The organism is Bradyrhizobium sp. cf659, from assembly GCF_900113725.1.
Taxonomy (GTDB): Bacteria; Pseudomonadota; Alphaproteobacteria; order Rhizobiales; family Xanthobacteraceae; genus Bradyrhizobium.
On record NZ_FOQJ01000016.1, the window covers coordinates 33971 to 50703 of the forward strand.

Annotated in this window: 16 protein-coding genes and 1 tRNA gene; 2 read left to right on the forward strand and 15 right to left on the reverse strand. The window is 63.4% G+C overall.

Annotated elements, in window-relative coordinates; translation table 11 throughout:
* Nucleotides 1-139: 139 nt before the first annotated feature.
* Nucleotides 140-215: transfer RNA gene (locus BM118_RS37185), tRNA-Trp, on the forward strand.
* Nucleotides 216-314: 99 nt separating this feature from the next.
* Here the strand turns inward: BM118_RS37185 and BM118_RS37190 are convergent.
* From BM118_RS37190 to BM118_RS37200, 3 genes are all read right to left on the reverse strand, one after another.
* Entirely contained in the window at nucleotides 315-1076 is a 762-nt protein-coding gene (locus BM118_RS37190) for a glycosyltransferase family 2 protein (RefSeq protein ID WP_092192623.1), read from the reverse strand.
* A 127-nt stretch (nucleotides 1077-1203) separates the two neighbouring features.
* On the reverse strand, nucleotides 1204-1710 hold the full coding sequence (locus tag BM118_RS37195) for a hypothetical protein (RefSeq protein ID WP_092192625.1): 507 nt from the start codon (nucleotides 1708-1710) through the stop codon (nucleotides 1204-1206).
* Nucleotides 1711-1718: 8 nt separating this feature from the next.
* On the reverse strand, nucleotides 1719-2222 hold the full coding sequence (locus BM118_RS37200) for a hypothetical protein (protein WP_092192627.1): 504 nt from the start codon (nucleotides 2220-2222) through the stop codon (nucleotides 1719-1721).
* A gap of 144 nt (nucleotides 2223-2366) precedes the next feature.
* Here BM118_RS37200 and BM118_RS37205 point away from each other — a divergent pair, with 144 nt between their 5' ends.
* A complete protein-coding gene (locus BM118_RS37205; RefSeq protein ID WP_092192629.1) occupies nucleotides 2367-4061 on the forward strand; it encodes a hypothetical protein in 1695 nt (564 codons plus the stop codon).
* Here the strand turns inward: BM118_RS37205 and BM118_RS37210 are convergent.
* The 12 genes from BM118_RS37210 to BM118_RS37265 all read right to left on the reverse strand — a co-directional run bounded on the left by BM118_RS37210 (nucleotide 4051) and on the right by BM118_RS37265 (nucleotide 16728).
* Entirely contained in the window at nucleotides 4051-5085 is a 1035-nt protein-coding gene (locus BM118_RS37210; RefSeq protein ID WP_092192631.1) for a Gfo/Idh/MocA family protein, read from the reverse strand. The two genes, BM118_RS37205 and BM118_RS37210, sit on opposite strands and share 11 nt — an antisense overlap.
* Before the next feature lie 3 nt (nucleotides 5086-5088).
* Nucleotides 5089-6294, reverse strand: coding sequence for a class I SAM-dependent methyltransferase (locus tag BM118_RS37215; RefSeq protein ID WP_092192633.1), 1206 nt, complete (start codon nucleotides 6292-6294; stop codon nucleotides 5089-5091).
* The gene (locus BM118_RS37220; protein ID WP_177235036.1) at nucleotides 6287-7504 is read right to left on the reverse strand and encodes a class I SAM-dependent methyltransferase; all 1218 of its coding nucleotides are present in this window, start codon (nucleotides 7502-7504) and stop codon (nucleotides 6287-6289) included. Before BM118_RS37220 ends, BM118_RS37215 begins: the two co-directional genes overlap by 8 nt.
* A 275-nt stretch (nucleotides 7505-7779) precedes the next feature.
* Nucleotides 7780-10038: a hypothetical protein gene (locus tag BM118_RS37225; protein WP_244550327.1), complete on the reverse strand. Its 2259-nt coding sequence runs from the start codon at nucleotides 10036-10038 to the stop codon at nucleotides 7780-7782.
* Between the two features lie 29 nt (nucleotides 10039-10067).
* A complete protein-coding gene (locus tag BM118_RS37230; protein WP_092192637.1) occupies nucleotides 10068-11048 on the reverse strand; it encodes a lysylphosphatidylglycerol synthase transmembrane domain-containing protein in 981 nt (326 codons plus the stop codon).
* Between the two features lie 62 nt (nucleotides 11049-11110).
* Nucleotides 11111-11689, reverse strand: coding sequence for a WbuC family cupin fold metalloprotein (locus BM118_RS37235; protein WP_092192639.1), 579 nt, complete (start codon nucleotides 11687-11689; stop codon nucleotides 11111-11113).
* Nucleotides 11667-12332 carry a class I SAM-dependent methyltransferase gene (locus tag BM118_RS37240; RefSeq protein WP_092192641.1) on the reverse strand — a complete coding sequence of 222 codons (666 nt, stop codon included), beginning with the start codon at nucleotides 12330-12332 and terminating at the stop codon, nucleotides 11667-11669. The genes BM118_RS37235 and BM118_RS37240 overlap by 23 nt, the downstream gene beginning before the upstream one ends.
* 25 nt (nucleotides 12333-12357) lie before the next feature.
* Nucleotides 12358-12750, reverse strand: coding sequence for an LIC12192 family sporadic carbohydrate cluster protein (locus BM118_RS37245; RefSeq protein WP_092192643.1), 393 nt, complete (start codon nucleotides 12748-12750; stop codon nucleotides 12358-12360).
* Nucleotides 12743-13549, reverse strand: a complete 807-nt coding sequence (locus BM118_RS37250) for a sporadic carbohydrate cluster 2OG-Fe(II) oxygenase (RefSeq protein WP_092192645.1) — start codon at nucleotides 13547-13549, stop codon at nucleotides 12743-12745. The genes BM118_RS37245 and BM118_RS37250 overlap by 8 nt, the downstream gene beginning before the upstream one ends.
* Entirely contained in the window at nucleotides 13546-14664 is a 1119-nt protein-coding gene (locus tag BM118_RS37255; protein ID WP_092192647.1) for a DegT/DnrJ/EryC1/StrS family aminotransferase, read from the reverse strand. Before BM118_RS37255 ends, BM118_RS37250 begins: the two co-directional genes overlap by 4 nt.
* A complete protein-coding gene (locus tag BM118_RS37260; RefSeq protein WP_092192649.1) occupies nucleotides 14654-15760 on the reverse strand; it encodes a DegT/DnrJ/EryC1/StrS family aminotransferase in 1107 nt (368 codons plus the stop codon). Before BM118_RS37260 ends, BM118_RS37255 begins: the two co-directional genes overlap by 11 nt.
* Before the next feature lie 8 nt (nucleotides 15761-15768).
* Nucleotides 15769-16728, reverse strand: coding sequence for a transketolase family protein (locus BM118_RS37265; RefSeq protein WP_092192651.1), 960 nt, complete (start codon nucleotides 16726-16728; stop codon nucleotides 15769-15771).
* Nucleotides 16729-16733: the final 5 nt, after the last annotated feature.

The following is a 16733-nucleotide window of genomic DNA, read 5'->3' on the forward strand; positions in this document are numbered from 1 at the left end:
GGGGCGCATTATTATCGGGAGCGAACTGTGGCCCAGAAGGCGCGGCACAAACAAGCGAAGCCAGCGCGCTTCTCCCTTGCAATCCGGCCGTCCCCTGTGCTTGAAAGCGGCCGTGATCCTAAGGCGACGCAGGGTCCGTAGGAGTGTAGCTCAATTGGTAGAGCACCGGTCTCCAAAACCGGGGGTCGCAGGTTCGAGCCCTGCCACTCCTGCCAGCGAAATCAACCATTTAGACTAGAATCGGCCGGATGGGGACAACATCTCCCCGGCAGGCGCTCGCGGTCGTCGACCGTGATCGGGGCCTCGGCCGGGGATCAGCGTGCGGGGGTCGGCCCGGCGTTGGCCGGAACCTGATCGAGATCGACATCCCGAATCGGAACGCGGCGGAGCAGCGAGACGATGGTCCCGACGAGCTCGAAATAGGTGTGCAGCCGCAGCGCACGCGATGACCCCTTCAGCTCCGCGTTCAGGCTCACGGGGACCTGGACGTGGGTGAGGCCGAGCTGGAGCAGCGAGATCAACGCACAGATCTGATAGCCGTAGCCGTCGGCCTTGACCGCGATCTGGCGCAGCCATCTCACGGGGTAGACGATCATGCTGTGGTAGTCGGACAGCCAGAAGCCGAACAGGCAGTTCAGGATGAAGCGCAGCGAATGCGACTGGATCGAGCGGTTGACGGAGCGGTCCGACTGGTTGTCGCGATAGGTGATGACGATGTCGGCGGCGCCCGTCGCCTTGAACATCCTGGCGATGCCTTCGTTCTGAAAGGCATGATCGCCTGGAATGAGGGTGATGGCATCGAATTTCGCGCGCGCCAGGGCGTATTCGAAGCCGGCACCGACGCCCTTCCGCTCGGCGTTGTGATGCACGATGATCCGCGGCTCCCTGGCCGCGAACTCGTCCATGATCGCGCCGGTGGCATCGGTGCTGCCGTCGTCGATCAGGAAGATCTCGAAATCGTCCAGCAATTCGCGCGCGAGCGGCAGCACGCCGTCGATGGTATCGGCGATCTTGTCCTGCTCATTCAGCGCAGGGATGACGATCGTAAGCCTTTTTGCCGCCCTGGAAGGTGTCATCGCATACCGCCGTTGCCGGCCACTCTTACTGTTGGAACCCTACCCACAACCCCTGGGTGATCGGGGGTGCGGCCAACAATATCGGTCCCACAGGTCAGGTCAACGCAACTACGTTGCATTCGGGCAACTAGTCGGGGAAATCGTAGAGCCCGGTGTCGCCGATACCGAAGGCATGGCGCAGCCGCCCGATCCGTTTTGCCAGGATCTGCCCTGCCGCCGTCGCGGCAAAGCGCGAGCCGACCTGTTCGACCAGGCCGCCGTCGATCAAGATCTTGGTCCGCCCCTGGAACAGACCTGGAACCTGCCGTTCCAGGACGTCCGACAGCGGAGCCTGCCGGCCGGGCCGGTCGACTAGACCAAGCAGGATGTCCAGCGAGACCGATTTGTAGACTGCTCCAAACGCGAAAACGTAACCCATGACGCCAAAGCCGAAGATCGATGCGGCGTCCCAATAGCGGAATTGCGGGAGGGTCAACACGCCGAGCAGCACGCCGAGAAGATGCGAAACGACCGCGGCGATCGCGAGCAGGATCACCGGTGCAAGCGACCAGCCCTGAACACGAGCGATGAACTGCATGGCGGGCGCCAGCAGGGCAAATGCGACGGCAGCGATGAGACCGACGGCGAATGACATCGTGGCCGCTATCCAAGACCCGTTGAGAAACGAACGAGTTTGACGAGATGCGCCACCGCGAGCCCCTTGGCCGTCGGGGCCAATTTGCCGTCGGCCGTCGTCACCATTCCCGAACCGATCAGGAGCTTCAATCGATTGTGCGCGAAGGTGCCGAGATCTCCCCCCTGCATGTAGGCGGCAGCCCATTGCTCCGAGGTGAGGGGACGTCCGGCCTGGACGAGCGCCGTGAGCAGCGTCAGGGTAAAGCCCCAGGCCAGCAGGCTGAACAGGACGTAGCAAAGCATCATCGCGGTCGCCAGGAGGAAGAGGCCGCTGACCAAATCGTCGAGATGCCGTGGACCGGGAATCGCGATACAGGTGATCACGAAAAGTGCGATAACGCTGAGACAGCCCAGCCGAAAACGGCGGCCGGCTCCGCCAATGGCGATACGTGCATAGCACAGCAACAGCAGCGGAAGCGCGACACTGAGACAAATCGCAGTGGTCTGTGCCGGGCCCGGTAGGAAGTTCATCGCGGAAAATCGCCTTGGACGCCTCGGTGCTGCCTAACCTGTGCGGTGTCTATAGGAGGTCGCATTTTGGGGGTCAATGACCAATTGGGAGCCCGTCATCCGGCTCTTGCGGCGGCCAGGTAGGCGTGCGAATTCTTGCCGCCGATGCCGTCTCTCTCCCGTCTCAGCACATCCGCAACGCTGCGCGCGACAGTCGTTCTGTTGGCGTTGCTGCTGGTCGCGCATGCGCCGATGCTGCTGAACGACGGCCTCTTCATGGACGACTGGCTGGTGCTCAAGCCGCGTCCGGACTTCATGATCGACATCGATTTTCTCCTGAGCGGCGCGGGCCATCCGATCTTCTTCAGCTACGACACCTTCGCCAACTGGACCGGCGCGCCGATCGCCGTGATGGTCTTGCTGGCGCTCGCCGGAATTTTCTTCGGCGCGATGTGCCTGGCTCTGACTGCAACGCGTCTCGGTCTGCTCGGCCGTGCGGAGGCGGTCGGCTTCGCACTGATCGTCTGGACCTATCCCGGCTATCAGCTCTGGGCGGGCAAGGCGAACGCGGTCTACGTGTTCAGCTTTGGGTTGGTGTTCATCGGGGCATGGCTGCTGATGCTGGCCTTCAGCGCGCAAGGCATGCGGTGCGTGCTGCTCCGGATGGCGTGTGCACTCGTGTTCCTGCTGAGCTTTGCACTCAATTCGACGATCATGCTGTACGCATTCGTGCTTGCGGGCCTCTTCATTGCGGTATGGCGCAGCGGCGACGAGGCGAAAGGCCTGATTCAGCGCACATGGCGCGCGGCCTGGTATTGCATGACCCGCTATCCGGAGCTGGCGGTGCTGCCCTTGGTCTATTGGGGCGTGCTCAACGTCTGGTTCAAACGTACCGGCGTCTATGCTCAGCATTACAACGCTCATCTGCCGACGTTCGGCGAATTGGCGAACGGATGGAAGACGTTCTTCGTCACCGCCTATTGGGACGTCGTGACCAGCGCGATCAAGATGACGATCGATGCACCCGCGCCACTCGTTGTGGCTGTGCTCCTCGTCGGCGCCGGCCTGTTCCTGCTGCGCGCCGAGACAGGGCCGACCGCAACCGGATATGCGATTGCTGCCCCGCTCTCGCTCGCAGTGGTTTCGTTTCTGGCGTTATCGCTCCCTTATCTGGTCGCGGGATCACGGCCCTCCAGCTCGCACTTCTATGAGAGCCGCCATCTGCTGATGTTCGGCCTGCCGTCGGCATTGACCCTTCTTGCTCTCAAACGATGGGTCGAACGAGCGATCGGGCCAAAGGCAGCCTTCGTGGTCGTGTTCGGACTGGGGGCGGTGCTGTCGATCGGACAGCTGTGGAACGTCTACGTCTTCATGCAGGCGCGGACGCTGAAGCAGGAGGCTCTCGCGAACGACCTCGCCAGCCGGACCCAGCCGGCCGCAACGGTGTTCGCGCTCGATGACGGTTTCGTCGACTATCCGTCACGCCACGTTCTGTTCGGCCTGGCCGAGGTCACCGGCATGCTCCGCCTTGCCTGGGGCAATCAGCCCTTCTTCGGATTTTCCCTGCGCGCCGAGCGGCCGACCGTCCTACAGGAAATGGAAGTGGCGCGGACGGCGCCGGGAAGTGCGTTCCATCATCTCGATCCGTCGGGGCCGCAGGCGACGATTTCGTTCCAGCCGGGCCCTGCGGCCGCGCCGAACCAGGCTCTGGTGCGCAAGTACTACGCATGCCGGCTGCTGTCGCGCTGCGACGTTTCACAGTTTCTGCGTGAACTGGCAGAGGTCACCATCAAGCCGGGGCCGATCGCGGGAATAACGCCGCTCGATCGTTCGAAGGCGGATGCGATGCCTAGCCGCTGACGCGCCGCTTCCAGATCGCCTCGGCGAGAGCGATGTCGGCCACAGAATCTTCGCCGGAGGCCAGGGGCGTTCCTTGCTTGACGATGTCGGCGACGAAGGCGTCGGCCTGACGCCGAAACGCCCAGCTCCCTTCGCGCACCAGCCGCGTGCGTTGTCCGCCCTGGTCGAGGATGACCTCTGCCTCCTGTTCGGCAAAGGGCGGGGGCAATTCGATGCTCAATGCGCCCCGCTCAAAATCGATCGTCAATCCCTCGCGCCAGGCACCTTCGGATCCATTCACGAGATCCAGCGTGCACGCGACGCCGTCGAAGTCGAGGGTTATGCGCGCAGCTCCCGAGTTCTCGAGGGTGCTTTCGGCGACTGCCGGCGACGGTCCGAGCATGTAGCGCGCGAGATTGATGATATGGCTGAACACGTTCAGAAAATTGTCGTAGCCGGGCCGCATCGTGCCCGGCATCCAGTCGGGACCATCCTGCCAGAGCTCGAGCCCGTCCGGCCGGGTTTCGCGGGTCATGACGAAATTGTCGTGCGATCGGCCGGTGTCGCCGCCGAAGCACCAGCCCCTTGCTCCGACAACGCGTCCGAGCGAGCCGTCTGTGCGCAGACGCCGCAGTTCGGCCAGCGCGCGCGCCACGCCGGCGTCATGACGCTTCATGTAGCCGATGCTGTAGACGAGGCGCTGTCGCCGCGCGGCTTCGACCAGCGACGCAGCCTGAACCGTCGTGTAGGCCATCGGCTTCTCCGACAGCACGTGCCGGCCGCTGTTCAAGGCATCCAGCACGATCGGGCCGGTGGCGCGACGCTTGGTCACGACGACGACGGCGGATACCTCGCTGTCCGCGAGCAGCTCCCGGTGCGTGCCGTAGGTCCGGGGGATGCCGAATTTCTTCGCCGCGGCGGTCGCCAGGTCAGGCCGGAGATCGGCGATCGCAACGACGCGGCAGGCGGGATTGGCGGCGAAATTGGCGAGGTGGCACATCTGGCCGACCATGCCCGTTCCGATGATGCCAATGCCTGGCCTCACTGGCTACGATCCCTCGAAGCGCTTCCGGACGACGAGGAAATGCGCCGGCTGCCCCCAGGTGCCGATGAACGCCGGATCCGACTGGGTGAGGGCGGCAACCGCGGACGCATCCCGTCGCCCGATCGCGCTGAAGATGCGATGGAAACTGTCGAGCGTTGCCGTGATGGCTTCGATGTCGGAAGCATCGTCGGCGAGAATATCCGTCGTCAGGATCGTCTCGCGTAACGAGGCGAGGCTCGCGATCACGCGGGGCAGGCTGTCGCCGAGGGGCTCGTCGATCATTCTGTCCACATCGAGCACCAGCGCTTCGATCGAAGCCGAGATCGCGCTCACCGCGTCGGCCTGGCCGACCAGATAGAGCTTCCGTCCCCCGAGGAAGCTCAGGCGGCTGCGGTCGAGATGGCGTGTGGCGCGACGCAGCTTCTCGTCCGTCGACAGGACCTTCTTGTGCCAGTAGACGTCCAGGCTGTCGCGATAGGCGGGCCATGCCGAATGGATGTCGAATCCCTGCTCGTGCGCCGCCGTACAGAGGGCCCCCGCATCGAGGAAGTAGCGGTGCCGCACGAACGGATTCTCAAGCACGTCCATCAGCCAGGATTCGAAGCTGCGGGTGTGCGGAATGCTGTTCCACTTCGGCTCGAACAGCAGCTTCGCCGTCTCCGGCGCGGGGCGGCCCGTCAGGGCCTTGCCGGCGGCATGGATCGCCTTGAGTGCGAGCTCGAAGAAGCCGCCATAACGTTCGTAATAGGAAACGACGGCGTAACCGTCGGGATTGAGCAGCCGGTGGAAGATGCCGAGCCATTTTTCGCTCGGCTGCACCGTGTAGATGAACCCTTCGGCGTCGATGATGTCGAAACGGCGGTCGCTGCGAAATCCCTCGACGTCGGACAATGCGAGTTCGCGAAGACGTTCCGCCTGGCCGAAATGCGCGAAGTAGGCCTGGATCTTCGGGTGCGCATGCCGGTTCGGTTCGGCGAGCGTCATGTTCGCGCCCCAGCCGGCAAACACCAGCGCGTTCTCACCGGAATCAGGACCGAACTCGAGGACCTCGGCATCGCGGAACAGCCGCGGAGGCAGCACGAGCTTGTCTGAAAAGAGTTCGCGCCGCTGGCCAGCATAGGCCGCAAGTTCAGCGGCCGACTTGAAATTCCCGAACGTCGGCAGGACGTCCTGACGTTCGTAGTAGTTGAAGAGCTTGTCCTCAGCCATGCCGCGACCCTGCGGCCGCCTCAAGGCGGTCGAGCTCGCTCCAGATATCGGAGGGCGCGAAGATCGAGACGATGTGCAGCGGGCGCTTCACGTTTTCGCGCAGCCGGCTGCTGACCTTGGCTTCGTTCTCCTCGTTCACGGCAAGGAGGCAGACGAGCGCATTCGACTTGCCGGCGAGTTCCTCCGGCGAGCGGATCGGGATCCCGGTGCCGGGCAGGAACAGCCCCTGGCGCTCCTTCTGGTCGTCGACCGAGAGGTCGACGAGATCAGCCAGTTCGTGCGCGTTGGTGAAGGTGCAGGCGCGGCAGCCCGCACCGTAGATGGCGATCTCGGCACCATTGGCGCGAGCCTTGGCGAGGATCGGGCGGAGGCGCGCTCCATACTCCCTCGCGCGCTGGCCGAACTTCTCGCCGACGCCCGCAGGGGCGGGCGGCGGCGTCACGTCGCGCGTCGCACGGCGGGCCGCGATCGCGAGGCTGCCGCCGCTGAAATTGTATTTCTTCACGGACACCGCCTCGAAGCCGTGGCGCGCCAGCAGCGCGACCAGGGTCGGTTCGGTGAAATAGCTGACGTGTTCCTCCCAGAGGACGGAGAGGTCGCCGACCGTCGAGCCGGGCGCGAAATCCGGCACGTCGATGAACAGCAGGCCGTCGTCGCGCAGCGCGATCTTGACGCAGTCGAAAAAGTTCTCGAAGTCGACGATGTGCTCCAGCACCTGGCGCGAGACGACGAGGTCGAACTGGCCGGCCTGGGCGACCGCGTCGTGACACAGTGCCGGGCTGATCATGTCGGCATAGACCTTGATGCCGCGCTCGCGGGCGATCTTGCCCGACACCGGGTTGGGCTCGACGCCGACCAAAACCTTCGCGCCGCGCTCGCGCAGCTTGTCCATGAACAGGCCGTCATTGCAGCCGATCTCGAACACGGATTGATGGCTCGAGAATTTCGCGATGGTATCGAGCTCGTCGACCTGGTGCGGCTCAGGCTTCCAGCTGCTGAAATTGTAGTTGAACTGGCGATACAGGATGTCGGGATCGATCGGCTTGACGATCTGCGGCAGACCGCAATCGCCGCAGGCGAGCACCTCGAACGGATACCGTTCCTCCTGCTCGTTCCGGCTGTGCCGAAGTCGATGCGCAATCGGCATCTGTCCGAGGTCGATGACCGGTCGCAGGTTGGTCGAATGGCAAAGGCGGCAATGGTCGGTCACTGGTTTGGCTCTGCGCAGGAATAATACGGAAATCGGCACCCTTGAGTGGTACCCAGCTTACTCAAGCCTATATAGCGGCACAGGCCGTGCCACAATTCTTAAGTTGCCCCGGGAGGGCTATTCACAGGCCCCTTGGTCCCCTGCAGCGGTACTCGCAGCCTTTTGTGGGCCGAATCCTCCGACGGCCGCATTTGGCCTGCGGCGAGAGCTCGAGGTTGCAGATCGCCGTGTCGCCGAACATGCGCGGAACCGGGGCGATCGCGGTAGCGCATGACCTATTGGCAGGTGGAGAGCTGACCGAGAGCGGCGATGTCTCCTCGCTTGCCGGCAAGGGTCGAGCGGCGCTTCACCACCTCGAACGGCTCCGTGCCATAGGCCTCCCGGTAGATGTCCTTCGATTTCGTCCGTAGCGCTGAAATGCCGGCCTCGACCTGCGGGCTCAATGTTTGATCGCCGTCTTTCCACGTCAACAGCCAATAGTGCGGCGTCTCGCTATGAACAGCGAATCGCCTTTCCAGCTCGGCCTTTTGAAACAGGTCGGAGAAGCCGTTGAGCCAGAAGTCGCAATTCTGCTTCTGGACATAGAACAGCTTCACTCCAAGCGACCGGAGGGTAGCTTCTGCCGTATCGGCGGTCCCAAGTGCGATCTTCCTGAAGTCGCGTGCGACGTCGCTCTGATAGGTGTGGATGACTTTGCCACGCGTGAGCAGCGGCGAAAAATAGCAGGGCACCATTGCCCGGTAGCCGTTCAGGGCGAGGATGCGATCGGAACCCGTTGATTGCTGTAGTCCGTCGCACCGGCGCCAGTCGGCGCTGACACGGGGCATTTGATCGAGCGGGCGCCCCTTTACGAAAAGCATGGCGCCGTCGGCGTTGAAGCTGCGCCAGGGATATGCGCGGATTGTCCAGGCGCAAACCAGGAAGAGCGTCAGGACCGCGATGTGCGGAGCGAGGCGCCCGGTAAACCAGCCTGGAGCCAATCGCGATGCGATTGCCAGTCCCCCGAAAGCGACAGCGACGCTCGCGACGGGGATCAGCGCGTTCACATGGAACGACAATCTCATCAGGCTCGGAATCTGCAGTGTCGCATCGAGGAGCCGGACACTGACGAGGTAGGCGACGAGGACGAAGAGTCCTGCGGCCGTGCCCGACGACGGCGCCCTGAGGGCCGAGGATCGACCGGGCAGAAGCTTTGAGTCGGCGAACGAAACTACGCAAGATATCATCACGAGGAAAGCAGCGGCCTCGAAGACGGTCTTCACCAGTTTGGTCGCTGCCATCAGTCCCGATCCAATGGAAAAGTCGCTCACTCCAACGGACTGGGCCAGCACGAAATAGTCGAGGATGTCGAGGCTTCCGAAGTGCGAAAACCGGTCTATCGACACGACATGCCGGAAGATCGAGTAGGGATTGGTTGCCGGAATTCCGAGATAGAAATAGTTGCTTGCAAAAGCGACCATGCACCCGGCGGCCGCGCTCAATCCTAGCGTCATGCCCATGGCGATGCCCGATCGATCGCGTTGGAGCGCCTTGGCAAGCACGCCCAATCCGGAGATCAAGAATGCGAAAACTGCATAAAGCGGATAAGACAACGCGAAAGCAAAGGCGCAAATCCCGGCGGCAAGCCTGTCTCTGCCTTCGCAGGATCGAATGACGACCAGCAGGAAATAGAAGCAGAATGCTGCCGTCTGGAGATGGTACTTCCCAAATTCCATGACGTGGAGACCGGAGTCCCACGCCAGCCCGAGGATCGCGACGCCGAGCGCCATTGGTATTGCCGCTTGATCCCATCCGGGTCCGAACGCCCGTAGCGGTATGAGCATGCGGATGAGCTCGAAGATAACTGCTCCGATTCCGACGAAGTAGAGAAACGAAATGATCTGGGCGACATGGGGCGGGAGAAACGTCGCCAGCAGCAGATGTAGCCCGTTGCCGTGACCGATCTCGAAGTCGGAGAAGATGGGATTGTCAGCCGCAAGCCAGATGCTGTGATTTCTCGCAACCTCTGCAAGATAGGGTGCGTAGAGCTGCTGAACGTCGGTCGAAATGACGTCCGGTATGACGGCGCGATCGAGGAAGACCGCTCCCAGAAGCCAGACGCCGAGCAGCAACATCGCGAGCGCGGCGTAGTTTGTCTCGATCCGGCGTGGCGTTCTGAGGCTGCGTGTGTCCCACAGCAAGGCCGCGACCATCAGCCCGAGAACGAGCTGCGGATACAGGAGGGAAATTGCGCCGAGTCCCAACCCGATCAGGATCAGCATAGCTGCCCCAACGAAGAACTCATCGACGCGCCGGGCGGCCTCGTGCCTGATCAGTGCGTAAGTCAGGCGCCCGGTGGCGATCACGACCCAGCCGAGATACGGTGTAAGAACGAGCCAAGAAACGACGTACGTCTGTGCGATCCAGCCGCCATCGAATATCAACGCGCGGTAGGTGCCGCTTCGATTCAGGCACGAGATGGAGAGCGCGGCCGGCGCAAGGATCAGGATCCGCCACCACCACGTCTCGACGATGGTGCGCAAGCGCACTGCCATCGCCTGATCTGATCTGCCGCTGCCCATTGCTAGATCGACGCGGCGTCGGCCTGCTCGGCGATGGCGCGGCTCTTGTCGGGGGTGAAATTGGCTCGCTCCGGAGCGAGCAGCCATACCAAACCGCCGAACAGTCCCACGGTCAGGGAGCCGAGACCCAGCAAGACCGATATCGCGAGCGCCTTGTCGGAGGAGATTCCCGCCAGGCTGAGTGCAGCAACCATCGCCCCCTCGCGAACGCCCCATCCTCCGATCGAGATCGGGACCGCGGACGATAGAATGACAAGTGGGACGAGAACGAACGCATCGCGCGCGGAAAGTTGCGCCTCCATTCCAATCGCGAGGACATAACAGGCTGCGACCGTGATCAGATGGATGAGGACGGCGGATACGATCAGCGTTCCGCGTCCATTACTCGCCAGCAACGGAGCCCTGACGAGCCTCGCGAATTGTACGATCTTGGCCGGCAGCGCCGCGATCATGCGAGCTGGCCACCAATCCAGCGTGGCCAGGGCGATCGTGCCGAGGCATCCAAAGACGAGAACGATAACGATCGCGGAAAGGAGTGAGTTGTCGCTGATCCGTGGGAACAGGAACGGCATTCCTGCCAATAAGACGGCGACAAGCGCCAGCAGCGCGATGAAGCGATCGGCCACGATGCTGCCGATCGTTTGCGACCATTGCACGCCATTCCGCCGCAACATCCAGATGCGGACCGCGTCACCGCCGGCGGGCAGCACCTGATTGGAAAAGGTGCTGACGATGAGAATACGCCAGCCCGCCAGCCAATCCAGCGGCACGCCCATCGCGCGCAGGATCAGCATCCACCGGTGACAGAGCACGAAAGTCTGGGCGAACAGCAGCAACACCGCGAGCGCCAGCATCTCCAATTTGACGGCGAGAAGATCGGCCTCAAGGGATGACAGGTCCTGGCCACGCAAGAGCCATGCGAGGATTCCGATCGAGACAGCGAACTTGACGAGGGTCACCAATGCTTTTGCAGGCTGCTTCATCGTCTAGTTTCGTCCTCGATCATTCACGGTGGGATCGTCGAGCAGCGATAGCAGGTCGAACTCTATTTGCGGGCCAGATGCTCTGCGGCGAGCGCGCCAGTCTTTGTGACATAGTCCTGGACCGCGGCGGCTTCGCTGCCATCCGGCGCCCAGTCGGGAAATGCCGTGCGGGAGGGGTCGAAGGGACCGGCGGTGGTCTCGTGAAACACCAGCCATTCCGAGGTGATCAGGATCGAGTGGAAGACCTGTTCGGGCATCCGGTAATAGCAGCGCTTGCCCTGGCCGTATGGTGCCATCTCGAGCACGTCGCGAATGCGGCCGTCATCTTCGAAGATCACGACCTGCGCCGTACCCTCGATCACGTGAAACGATTCAGGTTTGCCAAAATGCTTGTGGGGCCGCACATAGGCCTCGCGATGATGCACGATCAGCATCTCGTGCAGGCCGGACGAGGGATCGGGATGCGTGCACAGCCGGCTGCGCAGGCGCGGGTTGCCGGCGGCGATGCGCTTCAGCTCAGCGATCGTGGCATCGTCCGCCGTGACGATGGCGTCGTCCGAATAGTACACTTCCGGATTCTGCGCACGCAGCGAGGTCGGCCGGCCCAGGCTGGCCGTCTCATTCGAAGAAGATGAACCCATGGTCGCCTCGATACCCGCATTTGTCGTAGATCCAGGCCCATGTTTCCGGACCGTGGAAGCTCAGGCAGGTGAGCTGCCAGTAGAGCAGATTTGCCTTCTCGCGCTCGTTGCGGAACGATTCCACCATCAGATATTTCGAAGCGCCGCGTCCGACACGCTCGATCTCCGACACCGCGCGGAAGACGTCCTCGAGCGGAAGGTTGTGCAGCACGCCGAGCGACACCACGAGATCGAAGCCGTAGTCGGGGTAGGGCAGCTCGACGGCGCTGCCGACCTTCAGGTGCGGCCGCACCTCCTCCTTGGCGTTGGCGATGCCATACTCGGAGACGTCGATGCCTGCGATCGTGAGGTCGGGGACGAGCTGGGTGAACTCGTAGAGCAGATAGCCCTTGCCGCAACCGATATCGAGCACGCTCATGCCCGGCTTGATGCCGTAGCGGTCGATCAGGGTCTGGGCGAGCGGGCGCCACCGTCCGTCGTAGCGATAGCCGCCATAGCCGTAACGGCGGTCGCCGTCCCAGTAGTCGCGGCCCCATTGCCGCGCCACGGTGGCGGATTCGGCCTTGTCATGCTCGACCACGCGCTGAACGTAGTTCCGCTTGGTCGATGCGTGCATCGGCTGGAGCAGGTTGATCTCGGTCATGATCGTAGACCGGTCCGCGACATCGTCACAGGATGGTCGCGAATTTATTGACGAGCAGGATGTCCTCGACGGCCTGAATGCCGTCCCGCGACGAAAGCGTGATCTCCTCGACGGCTGCGTGAAGATCGCAGCCCTCGCGCAGCACGCGGTCGTAAATCTCCCGCCGTCGTGCCTCGTCGGGCGGCAGCATGAAGATGCTGTAGAGGATCAGGCCGTTCAAGCGGGGCAGCTCGTCCAGGATGTCCTCGAGCACCATGTAGCTGCCGGGCATGATGTGCTCGACGGCGCTGAGCAGGTATTGCAGGTTCTTGCGCCGCGCGTAGTCGCGGATCACGATGTTCTGGACGTGCTGAGGGGAGCGGCTGCCGTTCAGCGGCCGGGCGCCGATGTAGCCGCGATGGCCGGCTCGCTCAGCCATGGAAGCCTCCCGGCAGCTTGTATTGCATGCCGACCCGTGTCGCCGGGCGCAGCAGGATCGGCTCGAAGAACTCGCCGAAGCGCTTGTCCGCGTAGGGCGACATGATGCTCTTGAACCGGCAGTTCATGCTCCAGCGCGTGCCGGGCTCCTCGTTGATGCGATTGCCGTGCATCAGGGTCTGGTTGAACAGCATCACGTGACCGTAGGGAATCTCGATGAAGGTCGCGTGCGGCTTGATCGTCTTGTACAGCTCCTCAGCGCTGCGCAGGCTCGCCATCCGATCCTGCATGTCGCCGTTCAGGGACGGGGGTAGCAGATACATCGCTTTGGTGCGGTGGACGTCCACCAGCGGCACCCACACCACGACCTCGAACGGCGAGTCGCCCGACCAGACGTCGGAATGGGTGGCGAGCAGCGAGGAATCGTCGCCGGGCATCTGGATGCTGAGGTTGACGCGGCGCTGCATGCAGAGCTCGTTGCCGACGATGGTCTCGATCGTCGAGCGCGCCAGACGGAAATAGGTCGGCCGGAACCAGGGCTCGGCGTTGAGGCCGTTGAAGACGTGGAGCCGCAGGCCGTTGAGATCGTCGACGCTCACGCGCGTATGGATGCCGTCGAGCATCGCATAGGGATCATTGCTGTGCGGCAGCTTCAGATAGTCGGCGGCAAGTTCAGCGGCGCGCCGCTGGATCCGGTCGAGCCCGGGGCGGTCGTCGGCCGGCGTCGTGACGAAGCCGTCGTCGATGAAGCGCTGCGCCAGCGCCTGCTCTTCGGCCTGGAGGAAGTCCGTATCCGTCATGCAAAATACTCCCGGGCGGTCGCGCAAATATAACTGATATCGGCGGCCGAGAGGAACTGATTGATCGGGAGCGTGAGGATCTGATCCGCCTGCCGCTCGGTCACCGGAAACGCGCCGCGCCCCAGACCAAGATGCGCTGCCGCCGGCTGAAGGTGGATCGGCACCGGATAGTGGATCGCGGTCTCGATGCCCTTGTCGGCAAGATATTTCTGGAAGTCGTTGCGGCGGTCAGTTTGCACCACGAAGGTGTGGAACGTATTGAACTCGATGTTGCGGCAGGGCGGAATGAACAGGGGCAGGCCTGCAAGCTCGGCGCGGTATTGCGCGGCGTTGCGCCGCCGGCGCTCGATCACCGACGGCAAATGGCGCAGGCGGATTCGCAGCACTTCCGCCTGAAGCGTGTCGAGCCGCGATACGATGCCCCATTCCTGGACGTCGCTGCGGTTGATCAGGCCGTGATTGCGCAGGCGACGAATTCGTGCGGCTAGCTCGGCGTCGGCGGCGACGAGGAAGCCGGCATCGCCCGCGGCATTGAGATTCTTCAGGGGATGCGCGGAGAAGCAGCCGAACGTTCCGATGGTGCCGCTCATCCGCCCGTCATAGGTCGAGCCGACGGCCTGGGCGCTGTCCTCGATCACGGCGAGAGCGTGCTTGGCGGCGATCGCCATCAGTGGGGTCATGTCGGCCATGCGCCCGGTCAGGTGCACCGGCATGATCGCCTTGGTCCGCGGCGTGACGGCGGCCTCGACCGCGGCCGGATCGATGTTCTGGTCCGGCAGCACGTCCGCAAAGACCGGCGAGGCGCCGACTGCGATGATCGCGGCGGTCGATGCCACGAACGAATTCGGCGGCGTGATGACCTCGTCGCCGGGACCGATGTTGAGCGCCCTCATCGCGAGGATCAGCGCATCGGTGCCGGAATTCAGCGTCACGACATGCGGCGAGCCGAGATAGGCGGACAGCTCTTCTTCGAGCTTTCCGACCGCCGCCCCGCCGATGAAATCGCCTCGCTGGAAGACGCCCTCGACCGCCTGCATGATCTCGGCGCGCTCTTCCTCGAATTGCGCCGGAAGATTGACGTAACCGATGCGCCGTCGGCCGGTGTCAGCGTCCATGGCAGAACTTCCTGACAGTCTCGATGACGCGATCCTGCTGCGCGCGTGTCAGGTGCTGGTCCACCGGGAAGCTGATGACTTCCTTGGCATGACGGTCGGTGACCGGGAACGTTCCCGGGGCGTAACCGAGATGCTTGAGGCCTTCCTGCTGGTACAGCGGGATCGGATAGTGGATCTTGGCTTCGATGCCGTTGTCCAGGCAGTACTGATAGAGCTCGTCGCGACGCTCGGCGAACACCATGTAAAGGTGATAGACGTGCTTCACGTTGGGCCGGCGCGGCGGGACGCGCAGGCCGGGCAGGCCGGCGAGCCCCGCGTCGTAATAGGCCGCGTTCTCGATCCGGCGCCGCGTGATCTCGCTGGTCTGGCCGATCAGCCAGTTGCCGACCACCGCCTGGAGGGAATCCAGCCGCGAGTTGCAGCCGAGGATCGCGATCTCGTCGCGGTTCTTCATGCCGTGGTTGCGGATCAGACGGAGCTTCTCGTTCATGCCGTCGTCATTGGTGACGACGACGCCGGCATCGCCCCAGACGTTGAGGTTCTTGAGCGGATGCAGGGAGAAGCCGGCCGCGATGCCGTGGGTGCCGGAGCGCTTTCCCGCGAACTCCGAGAGGATGCCCTGGCAGGCGTCCTCGACGACGGGAAGGTTGTGGCGCTGCGCAATCGGCATCAGCTTGCCCATGTCGGTGACCTCGCCGGTCAATTGAACCGGCATGATCGCCTTCGTCTTCTTCGTGATCGCGGCCTCGACTTGGTCGACATTCATGCAGAAGGAATCGTCGCAATCGATGAGCACGGGCGTCGCGCCGGTCTCGGCGATCGCGCCGACGGTGGCGATGAAGGTGTTGGCGGCGGTGATGACTTCATCGCCATGGCCAATGCCGAGCGCCTTGAGCGGCAGCTTGAGCGCGTCGGTGCCCGATCCGACGCCGATGGCGTGACGCACGCCGATCAGCTCCGCAAAACGCTTCTCGAATTCAGCGACAGGCTTGCCAAGGGTGAAGTCGCCGGTCGCCACGAGACGGCCGATCTCGGCCAGGATCGGGGCGGGGTCGGAGAATTGCTCGAGCAGATAGGAATATCGAACGTCGTACATGTGACCCGTCAGGTGGAATGGAGTTGAGGGGAGGAGGTGTGCGAGGCGGCAAGTGCGCGCTCGATCGAGGTGGCAATGGCGCCGGCGGAAAGCCCGTGCTTCTTGAGCAGCGAGTCCTGCGAGCCGTAATTGTGCATGAAGCGGTCCGGCAGCGACAGCCGCAGCATCGCCGGCAGGCCTGATCCGAGCTTGTCGATCAGCGTCTCCGCGACCGCGCTGCCGAGGCCGCCGGACGGGACATGCTCCTCGAGAGTCGCCACGAGCTTGGTGCCGCGGATCGCTTGCAGCAGCGCCTCGGTGTCGAGCGGCTTGACGGTATGCATGTGCAGGATGCCCGCGCGGACGCCTTGTGCGGCCAGCAGGTCGGCTGCGGCCAGCGCTCGCTGAAGCATGATCCCGGTGGTCACCATGAGGACGTCACCCGGCGGGCGCATCAGGATGGCCTTGCCGATCTCAAAGCCGTGCTCGGCCTTCGAGACGATGGCGTCGCCGCCTTTTCCCAGGCGGATGTAGATCGGCCCGGTCCAGTCGAGGGTCTGCTCCATCAGCCGTGCCGCTTCGTCGGCATCGCACGGGCAGACTACCGTCATGTTGGGCAGCGCCCGCATGATGGCGATGTCCTCGATCGCCTGGTGGGTGGGGCCGAGCGGCGCATAGACGAGCCCGCCGCCGTTGGCGATCAGCCGCACCGGCAGATTGTGCAGGCAGAGGTCGACGGCCACCTGCTCGTAGCAGCGGCGGGTGAGGAACGTCGCGATGGTGTTGACGTAGGGCACGAAGCCCTCCATCGCGAGGCCGGCCGACATGCCGATGATGTGCGCTTCCGAGATGCCCTCGATCAGATGGCGCTTCGGAAACTCCTTGCTCATCGCGCGCAAGGTGCCCGCGCCGGGATCGGAGCCGATGTAAAGCACACGCTCGTCGCGCGCGGCGAGCTTGTGGACCATGTTCATGGCGGTGTTGCGCATGGGGT